Here is a 17,699-nt window from a genome sequence, read left to right as displayed (position 1 = left end):
GCGTCCCGCGGCCCGTCCGGACGCTGCCGGACCGGGGTGCGACTACGTCCATTCGGGCGAACGGACCAGGATGGCGCCGGAGTCCGGGCAGAACACGACGTCGTCCGGGGCGGCACCCTTGATTTCGGCCAGGTCGCCCGGGCTCAGCTGCATGCCGGACCCTTCCGAGGTGCCGTGGAACAGGCGCGCCGCGCCCACGCCGTACTTGGCCAGGGTCCGGTCGTAGATCGCCAGCAGGGCCGGGTCAAAGCTGGCGGCCAGTTCGGCACGCTCGGCAGCCGTGGCGTCGCGCTCCATGCGCAGGGCGCCGAGCTTGCCGCGGATCTCCCCCACGACGCCGTCCAGGACCGACTGCATCTGGCCCACCAGCGCCTGCTGGGCGCCCTGGCGGCCCCTGGCGTCCTCCAGCGCCTCCATCACTTCCAGTTCGGCGTCTTCGAGCGCGCTGCGGCGCCGGCTCAATGTTTCTATGTCGTTCTGCAGCGCCACGAGGTCCTTGGACAGGCCGGTGCCGCTGTTGAGCTTGGCGTCGTCCTTGGCAATGCGGGAGGTGACCTGGGCGACGTCGTCCTCGGCCTTGGTGAGCTTGCGGGAAAGGTCCCCCACCTCAGTGTCCAGGACCCCCAGGTCGCTCTTGGCCACCGTCACCCCGCCGTGAAGGTCCGGCAGCCGCGGGTCCTCCTTCAGCGCCTTTGCCTGGGCGTCCAGGGCCCGCAGCTTGGCGTCCAAAACCTGAATGTCCAGCAAACGCATTTGTTCCGCCGGTGCTGCCTTCGCCATGTGCTTCCTCCTGTAAAAGGGACAATACGGTAATACCCTGCTGCCCAGCCTAGCGGCCGAGGGGCCCCGTGCGAGCTTGCGAGTATGGGGAGGCCGCTAGGCGCTAGCGGGTGGGTGCGTACGGCCGGAGTCAGTGGCCGGGAGTCAAAATGAAGTCCCACGGATCCGTATTGGTCTGGCTGACGGCGAGTTCCGCCTCGAACCCCTGGTCCGCCAGCACATTTGCCAGGGCATGGGCGGCCACGGGCAGCCACAGCCATTCGCTGGCGAAGTGGGAGAGGTCGATGAGGTACGGGCGGCCGTCGCTGCTGGACTCCCGTGCCTCCGACGCCGGATGGTGGCGCAGGTCCGCGGTGACGTACACGTCAGCATCCGAGGCCCGGACGGCGTCGAACAGGCTGTCCCCGGCGCCGCCGCAGACGGCGACCTTGCGCACCAGCGCGTCCCGGTCACCGGCCACGCGCACCCCCCCGGCCACCGCTGGCAGCGTCAGGAAGATCCGCGATGCCAGCTCGCCCAGCTTCTCCACCCCGGGCAGCATGCCCACCCGGCCGATGCCCTCCTCCACCAGCCCGTGCGCGGCAGGCATCAGCGGGGCAACGTCCTCCAGGCTCAGGACGTCGGCCAGCACGTCGGAGACCCCGCCCACCGCGCTGTCGCCGTTGGTATGGATGGTCAGCAGCGCGCAGCCGCCCTCGATCAGCCGGTGCACGGCGCGGCCCTTGCCGGTGGTCGCCGCCACGGAGTTCACGCCCTTGAGCAGCAGCGGGTGGTGCGTGACCAGCAGCTTGGCGCCCCATTCCAGGGCTTCGTCAATGACCTCCAGGGTGGGGTCCACGGCAAACATGATCCTGTCCACGTCCGCCTCCGGCCGCCCGGCAACAAGGCCCACACGGTCCCAGTCCTCGGCGAGCGATTCGGGCCACAATTCCTCCACGGCCAGCAACACCTCGGACAGCACGGGCGTGACCAGCCCTTCCCCGCCTTCCGCCGGCACGTCCACGTCCGACGCCGGCACCCCCGCCGCCTGTTCCGGCGGCAGGGCGCCGTCCGCGCCGGGCGACGCGGGGGCCGGCGACGCGGAGGCCGGCGACGCGGAGACGGGGGCCCCGGCGGGAAGGGACGCCGCGGCCGGCACGGTCCCGAAGGTCACGGCCGGAAACTTTTCGACATGTCCGCCCGGTTCACCGGCCCCGGCGGGCCAGGAAGGAACGTCCGGCCCGCCCGGTGCCGCACCCGCGGGCGCCCCGGAAGGTGCGGGTTCAGCCGCAGGTTCCTGCTCCCCGGCCGCACCCGCGGGCTCCCCGGAAGGTGCGGGTTCAGCCGCAGGTTCCGGCTCCCCGGCCACACCCGCGGGCTCCCCGGAAGGCGCGGGTTCAGCCGCAGGTTCCTGCTCCCCGGCCACACCTGGCCCTGCCGGGGCATCGTTCTCGCCCGGCACCACTGCGCCCGGCCCAACACCGTGGGCGGCAACCCCACCGGCCCCTTTGCCCACCGCGTCGGCGGGGTGCACGCCCGGACGGGTGCCGGCGTCGTGCCCGGAATCATGTGTCGGATCACTTGCATCCTTGCTCATCCTTCCACCTTAGCCGGGGCGGGGCCGGCCGGCGGCCCGGGAATCAAATGCGCCTGCGTCGTCTTGTAGATAAATGTGAAGACCTTTGTATTGGGCGGTGGCTGCTTTTGGTGCCTCGACGCCGTGTATCAGATGACCAAGGGAGTGGAGTCGGTGGTGTCCGGGTACACCGGCGGCGCCGTCCCCCACCCGAGCTATGAACAGATCTGCTCCGGCATGACAGGGCACGCCGAGGTGGTTTCGGTGACCTTTGACGAGACGGTGATCCCTGAGGACACCATCCTGGACATGTTCTTTACCCAGCACGACCCCACCACGCTCAACCGCCAGGGCTATGACACGGGCACGCAGTACAGGTCCTCGATGTTCTACAAGAGCCCCGGGGAGGAGACCGCGTTCCGGGCCGCGATCGAACGCAACCAACAGCACTGGCCGAACCCGATCGTCACCGAAGTGGTGCCGCTGGGCCACCTGTATCCGGCCGAGCACTATCACCAGGACTTTTATGCGCAGCGTCCCGAGGTGGGGTATTGCCAGGTCATTATCAACCCGAAGATCGCCAAAGTCAGAAAACATTACGCCGAGTGGCTGACCGCGTAGAATCCGCGGCAGGCACCTCGTTACGCTGGCGTTTAACATAACTGTGCCGCGCCAAGCGGCATCCACACTCTTAAGAACAGGACCATCCATGGGACGCATTTATGACAATGTTACGCAGCTGGTCGGCGGCACCCCGCTGGTGCGGCTGAACCGCCTGTCCGAGGGCCTCAATGCCACCATCGCCGTCAAGCTGGAGTTCTACAACCCGGCCAACAGCGTCAAGGACCGCATTGGCGTGGCCATTGTCGATGCCGCCGAGGCCTCCGGCGAGCTCCGCCCGGGCGGCACCATTGTTGAAGGCACCTCGGGCAACACCGGCATCGCGCTGGCCATGGTGGGTGCGGCCCGCGGCTACAAGGTGATCCTGACCATGCCGGAAACCATGTCCACCGAGCGCCGTGTCATGCTGCGCGCCTTCGGTGCTGAAATTGTCCTCACCCCCGGTTCCGAAGGCATGCGCGGCGCCGTCGAAAAGGCCAAGGAAATTGTGGCCAACACGGACAACTCCATCTGGGCACAGCAGTTCGCCAACAAGGCCAACCCGGAAATCCACCGCACCACCACGGGCGAGGAAATCTGGGAAGACACCAATGGCGCCGTGGACATCCTCGTCGCCGGCATCGGCACCGGCGGCACCATCACCGGCGCCGGCCGGCTGCTCAAGTCCCGCAAGCCGGGCGTGCAGGTGGTTGCCGTGGAGCCGTCCGACTCCGCCATCCTCAACGGCGGCGCCCCGGGCCCGCACAAGATCCAGGGCCTCGGCGCGAACTTCATCCCCGAGGTGCTGGACCAGGCGGTCTACGACGAAGTCCTGGACGCGACGCTGGAGGATTCCGTGTCCGTGGCGCGTGCCCTGGGCACCCAGGAGGGCATCCTTGGCGGCATTTCCGCCGGCGCCGCCGTATGGGGCGCCCTGGAACTGGCCAAGCGTGCCGAGAACGCCGGTAAGCTGATTGTGGCCGTGGTCCCCGACTTCGGCGAACGCTACATTTCAACCGTTCTGTACGACGACATCCGCGGCTAAAACCGCACTGAAGGAAGTCCGTGGGATTTTTCACCAGGTTAAGCGAGGACCTCGAGTCCGCCCGGTCTCATGACCCGGCGGCCCGGGGTTCGGCGGAAAACTTTTTTGTCTATTCGGGGCTGCACGCCATCTGGGTGCACCGCCTGACCCACCGCATGTGGGCCAACCCGTCCCTGCGCTTCCCCGCCCGCGCGCTCTCGCAGCTGGCCCGCTTTGCCACGGGCATTGAAATCCACCCCGGCGCCACGATCGGCCGGCGCTTCTTCATCGACCACGGCATGGGCGTGGTCATCGGGGAGACCGCGGAAATAGGCGAAGACGTGATGATCTACCACGGCGTCACCCTCGGTGGCCGCTCGCTGGCCAAGGTCAAGCGCCACCCGACCATCGGCAGCCGCGTCACCATCGGCGCGGGCGCCAAGGTCCTGGGCCCCATTACCATCGGTGACGATTCCGCGGTGGGCGCGAACGCCGTGGTGGTCAAGGACGCCCCGGCCAACTCCATCATCACCGGCATCCCTGCCACGTGGCGCCACCGCGACTCCAAGAAGGAAATGGCGCCCGCCGTGGACCCGGCGGAGTACATCGACCCCGCCATGTGGATCTAAGCCGACGCTGCTGCCAACGCGCCCGACGGCGTCCAACCCGCCATGCGCCCCGCCCGGGGGTAATCCGCCAGGGGTAATCCGCCCCGGCACGGGCGGATTACCTGCGGTTGCCGGTGGGGTTCACGACGCCCGGCGCTTCACCGGCACGGCGTCGCCCGGCACACCGGCCCCCACCCCTTCCTGGACGGTCCGCCACACCGTGTCCAGCGACAGCCCCAGGGCCATGGCGAGCATCGCAACTGTCGAAAAAGACGGCGTCGGCACCCTGCCGCTCTCGATTTTGCGCAACGTCTCAGGGGAAATTCCAGCCGCCAGCGCAACGTCAAGCATCGACTGCCCGCCGCGCGCACGCCGCAGCATCTCCCCCAAAAGCTTCCCGCGCATGACTTCTTCCGGGGACAAGGGTAAACGGACCATGCCTCCATCATAGCGGTATAGTATTACCGGTATAACTATTGGAAACCTGGAAGGTGCCGCCTTGATCGAAATCCTCACCCCCGCGGAAATTGTCCGCGCCAGGACCAGCGGGAAGTTTGTTGCCCGCGTGCTCAAGACGCTTCAGGGGCGCGTGAGAGTCGGCACCAACCTCCTGCAGATCAATGACTGGACCGCGGAGATGATTGCCGAAGCCGGAGCCGTCTCGTGCTATATGGACTACTCGCCCGCGTTTGGCCGGGGCGCATTCGGCCATGTCATCTGCACCTCGGTCAACGACGCCGTGCTGCACGGGCTCCCGCGCGACTACTCCCTGCGTGACGGGGACCTGCTGACCCTGGACCTTGCCGTCTCGCTGAACGGGCTGGTTGCGGACGCCGCGGTGAGCTTCATCGTGGGCACGCCCCGCAGCCCGGAGGACCAACGCCTCATCGATTCCACGCGCGCCGCCCTGTCTGCCGGCATTGCCGCCGCACAGCCCGGTGCCCGGATCGGCGACATTTCCCATGCCATCGGGGACGTCCTGGCCTCCGCCGGGTACAGTGTCAACACCGAATTCGGCGGGCACGGGGTCGGCTCCACCATGCACCAGGCACCGCACATCCCCAACGACGGCCGGGCCGGCCGGGGCTACATCCTGCAGCCGGGCCTGCTGATCGCCATCGAGCCGTGGGTCATGGCAGACACGGCGAAGCTGGTCATGGACGCCGACGGCTGGACATTGCGCAGCGCAACGGGCGCACGGACCGCCCACACCGAACACACCGTGGCCATCACGGAAAACGGGCCCGAAGTCCTCACCTCCTGCCCTGACTGACGCGGCCCCGTCCGGCGTGGCACGGCGCGCTGGAACGCAGCCCATCCGCCGTCGTCCGCCCCTTAAAAGACTGTGTTGCAGCAGTTGGACGAAAATCGGCGAAAATCGCCCACATCGGTCCAACTGCTGCAACACAGCTTGCGGAGGGGTCAGTGCGTGTCGACCGCGCTGACCTCGCTCTTGTCGCCGCTCCACTGCGTGTGGAAGGTGCCTTCCTCGTCGACGCGGTTGTACGTGTGGGCGCCGAAGAGGTCGCGCAGGCCCTGGGTCAGGGCGGCGGGCAGGCGCTTGCGGCGCAGGCCGTCGTAGTACGCCAGCGAGGAGGAGAACACCGGCACCGGGATGCCCAGCTGCACGGCCGTGGCGACCACGCGGCGCCAGGCCGGCAGGACCGCGGCAATTTCGGCGGTGAAGGCCGGGGCGAATAGCAGGTTCGCGGGCTTGTCCTTGGCGGCGTAGGCCTTGGTGATGTCCTTGAGCAGCTCGGCGCGGATGATGCAGCCGCCGCGCCACAGCGAGGCGATCTCGTCCAGCTTCAGGTCCCAGTTGTACTCCACAGCGGCGGAGGTGAGCATGTCCAGTCCCTGGGCGTAGCTGATGAGCTTGGAGGCGTACAGCGCCTGGCGGACGTCCTCGACGAAGTCGGCACCCAGTTCCACCGTGCCTTCGTGGCCGGCCAGGACATCCTGGGCGATGGCGCGCTGGCCGCGCTGGCTGGAGAGCCCGCGGGCAAAGACGGATTCGGCGATCGCGGAGGTGGGCGAGCCAAGGTCCAGGGCGGACTGGACCGTCCAGCGGCCCGTGCCCTTCTGGCCGGCGGAGTCCACGATCACGTCAACGAGCGGCTTGCCCGTCTTGGCGTCCACGTGGCCCAGCACCTCGGCGGTGATCTCGATCAGGAAGGAGGCCAGCTGGCCCTCGTTCCACTTGGCGAAGATCTCCGACTGGGCGGCCGGCTCAATGCCCGCGGCGCTGCGCAGCAGGTCGTAGGCCTCGCCGATGACCTGCATGTCCGCGTATTCGATCCCGTTGTGGACCATCTTCACAAAGTGGCCGGCGCCGTCGGTGCCGATCCAGGCGCAGCAGGGCTGGCCGTCGACCTTGGCGGAAATCTTCTCCAGCAGCGGGCCCAGGGCCTTGTAGGATTCCTTGGAGCCGCCGGGCATGATGGACGGGCCAAGCAGCGCGCCCTCCTCACCGCCGGAGACGCCGACGCCCACAAAGTGCAGGTCCTTCTTGGCCAGGGCGGCCTCACGGCGGCGGGTGTCCTGGAAGTTGGAGTTGCCGCCGTCAATGATGATGTCGCCCGGCTCCATGAGCGGCACCAGCTGGTCGATCACGGAGTCCACGGGGGCGCCGGCCTTGACCATGATGAGCACGCGCCGCGGCTTTTCGAGGGCGTCGACCAGCTCGGCCATCGTCTCGGTGCGGACAAAGTCGCCTTCGTCGCCGTGCGCTTCAAGCAACGCGTCCGTCTTGGCCACGGAGCGGTTGTGCAGGGCCACGGTGTATCCGTTGCGGGCAAGGTTGCGGGCCAGGTTTGCGCCCATGACGGCAAGGCCGGTTACGCCAATTTGTGCGGACATACTTTCCTCCATTGGTGGGAACACAGGGTTTCCCCCAGCTTATCGGCCCCCGTGGCGCTTCCCCAGCCGGGGCCGTGATTTCCCCGGCAATGTTGCACGGTTGGAACATCTGTGCAGATTCAGGCCAACTTGGCCGGACGACGGCGTAACGCCCCTCAGGCGCCGAAGTCCAGCAGGACCTTGCCGGAGCGGGCCGGGTCGCGGGCCATGTCAAACGCCTCCAGGCCGCGGGACAGCGGGTATTCGTGCGTGACCACCGGGTCCGTAAACAGCGAGCCGTCGGCCAGGGCGGCAATGACCTGGTCGATTTCATCGTTGAAACGGAACGAACCCACCAGTTCCAGTTCCCGGGTGATGGCCAGCGAGACCGCGACCGGCTGCGGGCCGGAGGGCAGCAGCCCCACCATGACCACGCGGCCGCCGCGCACGGCACCGTTGATGGCCGAGGCCAGGCCAAAGCGGTTGCCGGTGGACTCGATGACAACATCCGCCTCCACGGCCGCGATCGCATCGGCGTCATCCCCCTTGACCACGGCATCCGCACCGACGGCGGCGGCAATCTCCAGGGGCTTGTCAAACATGTCGACGGCGGTAATGTGCGCGGCGCCGGCCCGCTTGAGGACGGCGACGGCCAGGGCGCCGATGGGTCCGGCCCCGACCACGAGCGCCCGCCTGCCCATGACGTCCCCGGCGCGGGACACGGCGTGCCACGCGACGCTGGCCGGCTCGACGACGGCGGCCCGGCGCAGGGGCAGCCCCGGAGGAAGTGCGCGCAGCATCCTGGCGGGCAGGTTGGCAAAGCGCAGGAACGCCCCGTCGGTGTGGGGGCGGCGGGCGGCGCTGCCCAGGTACGTGCAGCCCGGGGACAGGTTGGGCCGGTCCGCCGGGTAGCGGGCGGCCCCGGGTCCTGGCGTGGCCGGGTGGACGGCGACCGGCGTGCCCGCGGCGGGCCCCGAACCGTCGGCCGCGGCGCGGGCCACTGTGCCCACCACCTCGTGGCCGAGCACCATGGGGTCCTTGAGGATGGATTCCCCCGCGGCGCCGTGCAGCCAGTAGTGGAGGTCGGAACCGCAGATGCCGCCGTAGGCGATTTCGACCACGGCCTCGTCGGCGGCCGGCTGCTTGAGGCGGACGTCCTCAATGCGCAGGTCGTCCTTGCCGTGGGCCACCACGGCGGGCGCGCTGGCGGGAAGTTCAAAGGTGTCCATCATTTACACCACCACCGTCATGCCGCCATCGATGAAGATGGTCTGGCCATTGACAAAATTGGACCCGTCCGAGGCCAGCCAGACGGCCGGCCCCACCAAATCCTGCACGGTCCCCCACCGCTTTGCCGGCGTGCGGCCCAGGATCCAGGAGTTGAATGCGTCGTCGTCCACGAGGTTCTGGGTCATCCCGGTGTGGATGTAGCCGGGGGCGATGCCGTTGATCTGCAGCCCGCCGGACGCCCATTCGGCCGTCATTGCCCGGGTCAGGTTGCGCAGCCCGCCCTTGGCCGCCGTGTACGCGGCGATGGTGGGCCGGGCCAGGTCCGTCTGGACGGAGCAGACGTTGATGATCTTGCCCCGGCCGCGGGCCAGCATGCCGCGGGCTGCCTCGCGGCCGACGAGGAAGGCGCCGGTCAGGTCGGTGGCCAGGACCCGGTCCCAGTCCCTGACGTCCAGGTCCAGCAGCGGGACGCGGTGCTGGATCCCGGCGTTGTTGACCAGGATGTCCAGCGGCCCCACGTTGGCCTCGATCCAGGCAATGCCGTCCGCCGCGGCGGCGTCGGACGTGACGTCAAAGGCGAGGGAGCGGATCCGCCCGGGCGCAAAGTCGGCGGCCATGGCGGCCTGCGCCGCGGCCAGCCGCCCGGCGTCGAGCCCGTTCAGCACCACCGTGACCCCGGCCCCGGCGAGGCCGCGGGCCAGCGAGTTGCCGATACCGCGGCTGGAGCCGGTCACCAGGGCCACCCTGCCGGTGAGGTCAAACATTCCACTCATGCAACAATCCTTTTCCCGGTTCACGGCTGCCCGATGGGACGGCCCTGGTGTTTGCTAAAGGCGCGGCTGGAGCCGGGCGATGCTCTCGCGGACCACCGCCAGGTCCAGTTCGCCGAGGCCCTGCGCCGTCAGCGTGCCGTACAGCCGGTGCCCGGCTGTTGCCATCGGCACGGCAGATCCGGCCGCAACGGCACTGTCGATGACAAAGCCGAGGTCCTTGTGCATGAACTTCGCCGGACCTGTCGGCGCGTAATCCTTCACGGCGATCCGCGGCCCCACAATGTCCAGCACCCGGCTCCCGGCCAGGCCGCCGGCGAGCACCTCAAACAGGGCGGCGACGTCCAGGCCCGAGCGTTCGGCGAGTTCGGCCGCCTCGGCGAGGGCCGCCGCCGTCGTTCCCACGAGCAGCTGGTTGCAGGCCTTGGCGAGCGAGCCGGCGCCCAGGTCCCCGAGCCGGCGGACCGTGGTTCCCATGGACTTCAGCACTGGCAGGATGTCGTGGAAGGCTTGCGCGCTGCCGCCGGCCATGATGGCCAGAGTGCCGTTTTCGGCGCCGACGGTCCCGCCGCTGACGGGGGCGTCCACCACCGAGGCGTGGCCGGCGCTTGCTTCGCCGACCACGGCGCCAAAGGTCCGGACCCGCGCCGGTGACACGCTGCTCATGACGACGACGGCGGTCCCCGGCCGGGGTGGGGCGGCCCGCCACGAGCTGAGCAGCGGTTGGGCGGCGGCGTCGATGAAGGACAGGTCCGGAAGCATGAAGATGATGACGTCCCGGTCGCGGAGGGCTGCAACGGAGTCCGCGGCCGAGGCTCCCCGGGCCACCAGCCGGTCCACGGCCCGCGGTGAGCGGTTCCACACCGCCAGGGGCCAGCCGGCGGCCAGGACATTCGCTGCCATGGGGGCGCCCATGTGGCCCAGGCCCACGAATCCCACGGCCGGGGCGTCCCGGGAGGGCGCCGAACCCTGCGTCACCGAACCCTGCGTCACCGAACCCCGTGTCTCCGAACCCTGCGTCATGTGATGGCCGGTCCTCACTGCCTGGTGGCGTGTTCGTCGTTGCTTCGTATTTGTTCAGTATCCTATCCACAATTCAGTATGATGAACACCATGACCCCTGAGAATCTCACCGTTGCGATTGCCGTCCCCCTCGAGGCCGAACACGTGGAGGCCATCAAGGCCGCCCACCCCGCAGTGTGCGTGCTCTACGATCCGGAACTGCTGCCGCCGGAGCGCTTTCCCGCAGACCACGCCGGGGACCCCGCCTTCGCACGGACGCCGGAGCAGGAGGCACGCTACTGGGACATGCTGCGCAGCGCGGATGTGCTGTACGGCTTCCCCAACGAGAACGCGGCCGGCCTGGCCAAAATCGCCGCCAGCGGCAAGGTCCGGTGGATCCAGGCCATGGCCGCGGGTGCGGGCGGGGCCGTCAAGGCCGCCAATCTGTCGGAGGCCGGACTGCAGCGCATTGCCGTGACCAGCTCCGCCGGGGTCCACGGCCTGCCCCTGGCGGAGTTCGCGATGATGGGCGTGCTCAACGGCTTCAAGCGCACCGCCGAGATGGCCGCGGACCAGGCTGCACGGCATTGGCCCGAACTGCGCACCCCCACCCGCCTTGTCAGCGGCTCCAACCTGGTCATCACGGGGCTGGGTGAAATTGGGGTGGCGACCGCCCGGCTGGCCCGCGCCATGGGCATGAACGTCAGCGGCACCAAGCGCACCGTCAAACCGGTCAGCGGGGTTGGCACCGTCACCGACGCTGACGGCCTGCCCGCACTGCTGGCCAACGCCGACGCCCTGGTCAACACCCTGCCCGGCACGCCCTATACCGAGAAGATGATCAATGCCGGGATTTTCGCGGCCATGAAGCCCGGCACCGTGGTGGTCAATGTGGGCCGCGGGACCGTCATCGACGAGGATGCCCTGCTGGACGCACTGGACAACGGCCAGGTTTCCTACGCCTGCCTGGACGTTTTCGCCGTGGAGCCCCTGCCCCGGGACAGCCGCCTCTGGGGCCATCCCCGCGTCATGGTCTCCCCGCACACCTCGGCCCTGAGCGGGGCCGAGAACCGCCTGATTGCCGGGCGGTTCATCGAGAACCTCTCCCGCTTCCAGGCCGGAGAACCGCTGCTGCACGTGGTGGACCCGGTCCACTTCTACTAAGCGCGACCCGCCGCAGCGCGCAGGAGAGGGAGCCTCCACACGGAGGCTCCCCTTCCTGCCTGCCGCCCACCAGCGCCGGCGCGCCCGCCATGGCAGGCAGCCGGCGCGAAGGCTAGGCGTCCTCTGTCAGGAGCAGGTCGCGCCCCACCGTTTCCGGCGTGGCAAAGGTGGCGGCAAAGGAAATGCCGGCCAGCACCAGCGAATATCCCGCCAGCACCGTCCAGGACTGGTGGGTCACGCCCAGCAGCACGGCGCCGACAAACGGGGCAATGCCGCCGGCAAACACGGCAGAGATCTCGCGGCTCATGGCGACGCCGGTAAAGCGGTGCGTGGAGCCGAACAGTTCGGGCAGCAATGCGCACTGCGGGCCAAGCATGGACTGCACGCCCAGGGCGATCCCCACGCTCATGACAATCCAGACCAGCGTGACGTTGCCCAGGGAGATCAGGTAGAACGCAGGGAAGGCAAACAGCAGCTGGAACAGCGCCCCGTAGCGGTACACCTTGACACGGCCGACCCGGTCGGACAGGGCGCCGAAGGCAACCACCATGATGGCGGAGAACCCGGCGGCGATGAGGAGGCCGACGGGGCCGATGAACTTGTCGCCCTCGAAGATGCCGCCCTTGGCACCCATGAAACCGACCAGGAGTGTGGAGTAGATGGTGGAGTTGCCGTTTTCACCCATGCGCAGGCCCATGCCGATGAGCACGTTCTTCTTCGACGTCCGCCACAGCACGCCCAGCGGGTTCCGGGTGACGTTCTTGTGCTTTTCCAGCTCCTGGAATACGGGCGTTTCCTTCAACTTCAGGCGGATGTAGATGGCGATCGCGATGAGGATGGAACTGGCCAGGAACGGCACCCGCCACAGCCAGCCGGTCAGCACTTCCGGGTGGGCCAGGCCCATAAGGGCAAAGGTGCCGGCGCCCAGCAACGTGCCGACCTGGATGCCGACGAATGGCAGCGCGGCAAAGAAGCCGCGGCGTCTGCGCGGGGCCACCTCGGAGATGAGGGTCGTGGCTCCCGCCTGCTCGGCACCGGCGCCCAGGCCCTGGATGATGCGCAGGAGCACCAGCAGGACCGCACCGAGCATGCCCGCCTGCGCATGGGTGGGCAGCAGGCCGATGCAGAACGACGCCGTTCCCATCAGCCCGATGGTCAACAGCAGGACCTGCTTGCGGCCAAAGCGGTCGCCCACGTAGCCGAAGATCAGTCCGCCGAAGGGCCGGGCGGCGAAGCCGACGCCGTAGGTGGCGAAGGAGGCGATCAGCGCACCGGCGTCGCCCAGCGGGGAGAAGAACAGGGGACCAAAGATCAGGGCCGTGGCCAGGCCGTAAATGTAGAAGTCGTAGTACTCAAGTGCCGAGCCGACGGAGCTGGCGAGCGTGGCCCGGCGCAGCTGCTGCGGGTCCACCGGCACGGTGTCCGGGGCCGCCGCAACGGCCGGGTTCGGCGGATGTATTGGGTGTGTGGTCACTGGTTCTCCCTTGAATCTTCGCGGACCGCCGTTGGTCCGAAAAACGCGACGCCGACCGTGAAGCCGATCACTATGTTGAACAGCGTACATCATAGTGAACAAGTCGCCAAGGAAAACCTGCTTGTCTCGCCCCTACCCCATGGGATTGCCGAGGGCGCGGACCAGTTCACGCAGTTCGCCGACCATGGCGTCGCGCTGCGCATCCGAGAACGTCGCCTTCAACGCCGTCACGGACACCCCCAGGCTTGGCCCGTGCGCCCCGTGCGTGGGCACTGCCACACCGAGGCACACCACCCCCGGCGTGGATTCCTCGTCCTCAAAGGCGTACCCCTGCGCACGGATCTGTACGATCTCGTCCTTCAATTCCCGCCCGGTCTTCAGGGACTTCGGCGTCATGACCGGCAGCTTCAATTCATCCGGGTACAACTGCTGCAGGTCATGGTCATGCAGCCGGGAAATGAGTGCCTTGCCCACGGCACATACCGACACAGGCATCTTGTCCCCGATGTTGGAGGTGAGCCGCACGGCCGGATGCCCTTCATAACGGGCCAGATAGATGACGTTCCCACCGTCGAGCATGGCGATGCGGACCGTCTCACCCTTGAGCGTCGGCGCCTGTTCGCAAAAACGGTAGAACTCCCGGACCTCGTCGCGGCGGCTCAGGTAGGCGGCGCCGAGTTCAACGAGCTTCACGCCGAGGGCGTAGTCGGCACCGAGCCGCGTAATGAGCTCTGCATCCTCCAGCGCCTGCAAAAGGTTGGAGGTGGAGGACTTGGGGATCCCCAGCTCCCGTGCCAGGTCGCTGAGCGTCAGCCGGCCGGAATGGGACTCCGCCAGGGCATCAAGGACGGCTGCCGCCCGCGTGACTGCCGGGGCGGGCGAGGAGTGGCCGCGGCCGTCACCGCCGCGCTTTGAAGCCTGGGATTCCGTCATGCGATTCCTAAACAGTGGAAGGACGGGACCCCGGATTTTCCCGCGGCCCCGGTGCCTGCAGCAAAACCATCCGTTCACTGCAATGAACGCTTCCCATCATACTGACCAAGGCTGGAGGTAGAACGTCCGCTGTTGTGTCGGGGCCCCGTTGCCTGTATATTAAGGGGCAGGCCTTCCACTGTGGCGTCCCCCAATAGCCACAGTGGAAGGCCCCTCCATTTAACGTGCCGCTCCAGCCCCTTTGGTGAAATTGCGGCCCCGGCGCGCGGATTTGCTTCGGCCGCCGGCAACCGTTATATTTTTATCACTGGCTCCTCTCCACAGCGTCCCCCAATAGCTGTGGCGAGGAGCCTTTCACTTTAAGCCCACGGACGTTGATTCCCCGCCAGGATCCTCCCTGTGCATCGGACAGGGCGTTTAAGCGGCAGGCCTGAGCCGCCACCCCCCTCCCGCGAGGTCGCGTTCCAGTTCCATCGTGGCCAGGTCGCTGCGCGGGTTGCGCCCCAGCCGGGCCTGGACGCGCCACACTTCCACGTCGATGCGTCCCTGCCCCCTCGGCATCCGCCGCTCCCGCTCCCACCAGTTGGTGCGCTCGAACCAACGCAGCGGCTCCTCGGCCACCAGCCATTGGTGCCCGCCCCGCTCCACCACCAGCGGCTCGCCGGACGGTGCGGTGCGGACCAGGACATGTTCAACCTTTGACGTCATGCCCGGTACGTTACGGACAGGCTCTGACATCCGGTGCAGCATGATTCGCGGGCCGGGGCTGCGGGCACGGACAGGTCATTGCCAGCCCGATGTGGAGACGGTAGGGTCGAAGCTGTTGGTTTCTTGGGCTGGGGCAAGACCAGAGCGAATCCCGTGCGGGACGTCTCGGAGAATAAGGGCCAACAGCTTTAGGGTCCCGGCAGGGCGGCAACGCCTTGCCGGGACCTTTCTGGTTCCCCCGGGGCCCCTGCCGCCACACGCCGGGCCCCAGGATTGAAACACAAAACCCCGCCACATCCGCCCCTTGCGGGGCCGGGTGGCGGGGTTTTGCCGTGGTGGGTCCTACCGGGATCGAACCGATGACATCCACGGTGTAAACGTGGCGCTCTACCAGCTGAGCTAAAGACCCATTTCAACGTCCGGCCGCCAACGGGAATTGCTTCCGTCCGCCTGACCAACGAGAGATTACTGTACCCGATGGGCCGCCCCCGGCGCCAATCAGGAAACCAGCCTGGACAGCAGGTATCCCAGGGACTCGCTGACACCTGCCTCCACCTTGACATCCGCCAGCGCATCACCGCGCGTGGTTCCCCGGTTGATGATCATCACGGGCTTGCCGTCCTTGGCGGCCTTGCGCACAAACCGCAGCCCGCTCATGACGGCCAGCGAGGACCCTGCCACCAGGAGGGACGCAGCGGAATCAACCATGGCAAAGGCCCGCACCACCCGGTCCCGGGGCACGTTCTCGCCAAAAAACACAAAGTCCGGCTTCAGCATCCCACCGCACAGTGGGCAGCGGGCCACCCGGAAGCCGTCGATCAACTGTTCCTGGTCCAGGTCGGCGTCGGCGTCGGGCCCGGCCGCTGCCCCGCCGGCGGCCGCAACGGCCTCCAGGAACCCCGGATTCAGTTCTGCCAGCACGACGGCGATGAACTCCCGCGAGTACACCTCCCCGCACTGCTGGCAGGCCACCTTGTCGAAACGGCCGTGCAGGTCCACCACGTTGCGGGCGCCGGCGTCCTCGTGCAGCCGGTCGACGTTTTGCGTCACGACGCCGGTCAGGCAGCCGCCGGATTCCAGCGCAGCCACGGCGCGGTGGCCGGCATTCGGGGAAGCATGGCGCATGGTGGCCCAGCCAATGTGGTTGCGCGCCCAATAGCGGCGGCGCAGCGCTTCGGAGCCCACAAATTCCTGGTACGTCAGCGGCTGGCGTGGCGCAGCATTCGGCCCGCGGTAGTCGGGGATGCCTGAATCCGTGCTCAGGCCGGCTCCGGTCAACAATGCAAAGCTGCCGGCAGCCAGCAGTGGCACCATGCGCTCCAGCCCGGCGGGCACGCCGCCGGTCCCGGGGCCGGCTGGCACGGAAGCTCCCCGCGGGTTTTGCACCAGGCCTGTCAACCCGATGCCGGGCCGCACGGGATCTTCGCGTCCGGCAGCACTGGCCAGGGCCCGGTTCAAGACTGCCCAGCCAACTACAACGCCGCCAACGCCCGGCGGTACCGCTCCAACGGGCGGGCCGTGCCCGGGGGTGTGTTGAAGGCGTCACGCACCACGCCGGAAGGGTCGATCACGAAGGTGCTGCGACCGGCAGTGCCCCGCACAGCGTCAAAGGCACCGTAGGAACGGGCCACCTGGCCGTGCGGCCAAAAGTCCGCCAACAGGTCAAAGCTGTAGCCCTCGGCGGCAGCGTAGGCGCGAAGCGTGTACTTGCTGTCCACAGAGACGGCCAGCAGCCGCACCCCGGCGGAGGCAAACCCGGCCAGGTTGTCGCGCAGCTCGCACAGCTCCCCGGTGCAGATGCCGGAGAACGCAAAGGGGTAAAAGACCACTGCCACCGGCGTGCCGCGCAAGCCGGAAAGCGACACCGGCTCACCGAACTGGTTGGGCAGCGAAAAGTCCGGCGCCGTGTCCCCGACGCCAATGCCCGGATGCGTGCCGGCGTCGTCCACTACTGGCGCTTGCGCGAAACCAGGCGGGTGGCGGCCCAGTCCTTGGACACGCCGGCGGTGGTGGTAACGTGCAGGCCGGCCGTGGGCGCGGCCTCCTGGATTTCCGCCGGCGGCACGTAGCCGTCACGGCCGGACTTGGGCGTGAGGATCCAGACGACGCCGCCTTCATCCAGGGTGGTCAGGGAATCGACCAGGGCGTCGACGAGGTCCCCGTCCTCCTGCCGCCACCACATGATGACGGCATCGGCAACTTCGTGGTCGTCCTCATCGAGCATTTCCGAACCGGTAAGTTCCTCAATGCTGTCCCGAAGGTCAAAATCGACGTCCTCGTCATATCCGAGTTCCTGGATGAGATCGCCATCCTTGAACCCCAATTTGCCTGCCACCATGGCCACAGTGCCGGCGTCGGCCTCGCTCAATTGAATCCTCCTGCGTTCAACGCTTCCGCGTTGGGTTAAAAGTTGTACAGCTTCCAGTCTAGGGGTTGCGGCCATTTTGCCTCTACTCCCGGACAGGGAACCTGGCGAATACGCCATTTCCGCCGCCAGCAGCCGCCGCCCGGGCTGTGATTTAGCTTACCCCGGCGTGCCGCGCGGTGTGCGTGGCCCGCACCGTTGGCGGCACGCCGCCGAGGCAGTGCCCGACGGCGGCCCCCTCCCCGCCCCCTTCATCAAGCCTTCCCAGCTACGCACAAGCGCGGGCGGCGGTCTAGAGTGTTTGTAAACGCCCAATGCCACCGCAATGGGCATCCCCACACTGCTTTTAAGAGAGGTTGGACGTGGCTGCAGGAGACAATAACTCCCATATTTTGAGCGGGTTGACTGGTGCGTTGCCTGATCGTGATCCGGAGGAGACGGCTGAGTGGTTGGAGTCGTTGGATGCGTTGATTGGTGAGCGTGGCACGGAGCGGGCGCAGTTCATTATGCGTAGTTTGCTCCAGCGTGCCGGGGCGCAGAGTGTTGGCGTGCCGATGGTCACGACGACGGATTATGTGAACACGATTCCTGCGGACCAGGAGCCGGTGTTCCCGGGCAATGAGGAGATCGAGCGGAAGTACCGGGCGT

The 17,699-nt window shown here is 67.8% G+C and carries 18 protein-coding genes, 1 tRNA gene and 1 pseudogene; 6 read left to right on the top strand and 14 right to left on the bottom strand.

The genetic code is table 11. The features are described from left to right. Positions 1-42 precede the first annotated feature (42 nt). Both MMF96_RS14785 and MMF96_RS14780 read right to left on the bottom strand, forming a co-directional pair. Positions 43-780 carry a zinc ribbon domain-containing protein gene (locus MMF96_RS14785; RefSeq protein ID WP_256883961.1) on the bottom strand — a complete coding sequence of 246 codons (738 nt, stop codon included), beginning with the start codon at positions 778-780 and terminating at the stop codon, positions 43-45. A 130-nt stretch (positions 781-910) separates the two neighbouring features. Continuing rightward, a complete protein-coding gene (locus tag MMF96_RS14780; protein WP_256883987.1) occupies positions 911-1,783 on the bottom strand; it encodes a Nif3-like dinuclear metal center hexameric protein in 873 nt (290 codons plus the stop codon). 648 nt (positions 1,784-2,431) lie between these two features. On the opposite strand from MMF96_RS14780, the gene msrA reads away from it, so the two are divergent. From msrA to epsC, 3 genes are all read left to right on the top strand, one after another. After that, positions 2,432-2,956 (top strand): peptide-methionine (S)-S-oxide reductase MsrA, encoded by a 525-nt coding sequence (gene msrA, locus MMF96_RS14775; protein WP_256883960.1) that lies wholly within the window; start codon positions 2,432-2,434, stop codon positions 2,954-2,956. Positions 2,957-3,044: 88 nt separating this feature from the next. Next, a complete protein-coding gene (gene cysK, locus MMF96_RS14770) occupies positions 3,045-3,980 on the top strand; it encodes a cysteine synthase A (protein WP_176618432.1) in 936 nt (311 codons plus the stop codon). Positions 3,981-4,000: 20 nt separating this feature from the next. After that, entirely contained in the window at positions 4,001-4,588 is a 588-nt protein-coding gene (gene epsC / locus MMF96_RS14765) for a serine O-acetyltransferase EpsC (protein ID WP_176618431.1), read from the top strand. Between the two features lie 120 nt (positions 4,589-4,708). Here epsC and MMF96_RS14760 read toward each other — a convergent pair whose 3' ends face one another. Further along, complete coding sequence (locus MMF96_RS14760) at positions 4,709-5,005, bottom strand: helix-turn-helix domain-containing protein (protein WP_256883959.1); 297 nt, start codon at positions 5,003-5,005, stop codon at positions 4,709-4,711. 61 nt (positions 5,006-5,066) lie between these two features. Here MMF96_RS14760 and map point away from each other — a divergent pair, with 61 nt between their 5' ends. Beyond that, positions 5,067-5,840 carry a type I methionyl aminopeptidase gene (gene map, locus MMF96_RS14755; protein ID WP_176618429.1) on the top strand — a complete coding sequence of 258 codons (774 nt, stop codon included), beginning with the start codon at positions 5,067-5,069 and terminating at the stop codon, positions 5,838-5,840. Positions 5,841-5,989: 149 nt separating this feature from the next. On the opposite strand, the gene gndA is transcribed toward map, so the two are convergent. The 4 genes from gndA to MMF96_RS14735 form a co-directional block, all read right to left on the bottom strand. Then, positions 5,990-7,426, bottom strand: a complete 1,437-nt coding sequence (gene gndA, locus MMF96_RS14750) for an NADP-dependent phosphogluconate dehydrogenase (RefSeq protein WP_176618428.1) — start codon at positions 7,424-7,426, stop codon at positions 5,990-5,992. A gap of 155 nt (positions 7,427-7,581) precedes the next feature. Continuing rightward, on the bottom strand, positions 7,582-8,637 hold the full coding sequence (locus MMF96_RS14745) for an L-idonate 5-dehydrogenase (protein ID WP_176618427.1): 1,056 nt from the start codon (positions 8,635-8,637) through the stop codon (positions 7,582-7,584). Further along, complete coding sequence (locus MMF96_RS14740) at positions 8,638-9,408, bottom strand: SDR family oxidoreductase (protein ID WP_256883958.1); 771 nt, start codon at positions 9,406-9,408, stop codon at positions 8,638-8,640. Positions 9,409-9,462: 54 nt separating this feature from the next. Next, complete coding sequence (locus MMF96_RS14735) at positions 9,463-10,428, bottom strand: NAD(P)-dependent oxidoreductase (RefSeq protein WP_256883957.1); 966 nt, start codon at positions 10,426-10,428, stop codon at positions 9,463-9,465. 78 nt (positions 10,429-10,506) lie between these two features. Between MMF96_RS14735 and MMF96_RS14730 the strand changes: the two genes are divergently transcribed. Then, entirely contained in the window at positions 10,507-11,571 is a 1,065-nt protein-coding gene (locus MMF96_RS14730) for a D-2-hydroxyacid dehydrogenase (RefSeq protein WP_256883956.1), read from the top strand. A 112-nt stretch (positions 11,572-11,683) separates the two neighbouring features. Here the strand turns inward: MMF96_RS14730 and MMF96_RS14725 are convergent, their stop codons facing one another. The 7 genes from MMF96_RS14725 to MMF96_RS14695 form a co-directional block, all read right to left on the bottom strand. Continuing rightward, positions 11,684-12,988 carry an MFS transporter gene (locus tag MMF96_RS14725; protein ID WP_256883986.1) on the bottom strand — a complete coding sequence of 435 codons (1,305 nt, stop codon included), beginning with the start codon at positions 12,986-12,988 and terminating at the stop codon, positions 11,684-11,686. A 189-nt stretch (positions 12,989-13,177) separates the two neighbouring features. Further along, complete coding sequence (locus MMF96_RS14720) at positions 13,178-13,978, bottom strand: IclR family transcriptional regulator (protein WP_256883955.1); 801 nt, start codon at positions 13,976-13,978, stop codon at positions 13,178-13,180. A gap of 417 nt (positions 13,979-14,395) precedes the next feature. Further along, on the bottom strand, positions 14,396-14,686 hold the full coding sequence (locus MMF96_RS14715) for a hypothetical protein (protein WP_256883954.1): 291 nt from the start codon (positions 14,684-14,686) through the stop codon (positions 14,396-14,398). 333 nt (positions 14,687-15,019) lie between these two features. Further along, a tRNA-Val gene (locus tag MMF96_RS14710) sits at positions 15,020-15,095 on the bottom strand. Positions 15,096-15,184: 89 nt separating this feature from the next. Further along, the gene (locus MMF96_RS14705) at positions 15,185-16,048 is read right to left on the bottom strand and encodes an NAD-dependent protein deacetylase (protein WP_371131060.1); all 864 of its coding nucleotides are present in this window, start codon (positions 16,046-16,048) and stop codon (positions 15,185-15,187) included. A 110-nt stretch (positions 16,049-16,158) separates the two neighbouring features. After that, positions 16,159-16,635: a peroxiredoxin gene (locus MMF96_RS14700; RefSeq protein ID WP_176618422.1), complete on the bottom strand. Its 477-nt coding sequence runs from the start codon at positions 16,633-16,635 to the stop codon at positions 16,159-16,161. Then, positions 16,635-17,054 carry a DUF3052 domain-containing protein gene (locus tag MMF96_RS14695; RefSeq protein WP_176618421.1) on the bottom strand — a complete coding sequence of 140 codons (420 nt, stop codon included), beginning with the start codon at positions 17,052-17,054 and terminating at the stop codon, positions 16,635-16,637. Before MMF96_RS14695 ends, MMF96_RS14700 begins: the two co-directional genes overlap by 1 nt. A gap of 359 nt (positions 17,055-17,413) precedes the next feature. Here MMF96_RS14695 and MMF96_RS14690 point away from each other — a divergent pair. After that, positions 17,414-17,699 (top strand): annotated as a pseudogene (locus MMF96_RS14690) (pyruvate dehydrogenase (acetyl-transferring), homodimeric type); the annotation flags it as partial.

Origin of the sequence: Arthrobacter sp. STN4 (assembly GCF_024539665.1) — a bacterium.
In the GTDB taxonomy this organism is placed as follows: Bacteria; Actinomycetota; Actinomycetes; order Actinomycetales; family Micrococcaceae; genus Specibacter.
Note: the sequence above shows the minus strand (reverse complement) of the source record. Positions and strands in the feature narration are given on the sequence as shown.

What these genes read in the sequence shown, in the direction of transcription:
- MMF96_RS14785 (WP_256883961.1), bottom strand. Translation starts at nt 780, where the DNA reads ATGGCGAAGGCAGCACCGGCGGAACAAATGCGTTTGCTGGACATTCAG.
- cysK (WP_176618432.1), top strand. Translation starts at nt 3,045, where the DNA reads ATGGGACGCATTTATGACAATGTTACGCAGCTGGTCGGCGGCACCCCG.
- MMF96_RS14760 (WP_256883959.1), bottom strand. Translation starts at nt 5,005, where the DNA reads ATGGTCCGTTTACCCTTGTCCCCGGAAGAAGTCATGCGCGGGAAGCTT.
- gndA (WP_176618428.1), bottom strand. Translation starts at nt 7,426, where the DNA reads ATGTCCGCACAAATTGGCGTAACCGGCCTTGCCGTCATGGGCGCAAAC.
- MMF96_RS14745 (WP_176618427.1), bottom strand. Translation starts at nt 8,637, where the DNA reads ATGATGGACACCTTTGAACTTCCCGCCAGCGCGCCCGCCGTGGTGGCC.
- MMF96_RS14740 (WP_256883958.1), bottom strand. Translation starts at nt 9,408, where the DNA reads ATGAGTGGAATGTTTGACCTCACCGGCAGGGTGGCCCTGGTGACCGGC.
- MMF96_RS14735 (WP_256883957.1), bottom strand. Translation starts at nt 10,428, where the DNA reads ATGACGCAGGGTTCGGAGACACGGGGTTCGGTGACGCAGGGTTCGGTG.
- MMF96_RS14730 (WP_256883956.1), top strand. Translation starts at nt 10,507, where the DNA reads ATGATGAACACCATGACCCCTGAGAATCTCACCGTTGCGATTGCCGTC.
- MMF96_RS14720 (WP_256883955.1), bottom strand. Translation starts at nt 13,978, where the DNA reads ATGACGGAATCCCAGGCTTCAAAGCGCGGCGGTGACGGCCGCGGCCAC.
- MMF96_RS14715 (WP_256883954.1), bottom strand. Translation starts at nt 14,686, where the DNA reads ATGACGTCAAAGGTTGAACATGTCCTGGTCCGCACCGCACCGTCCGGC.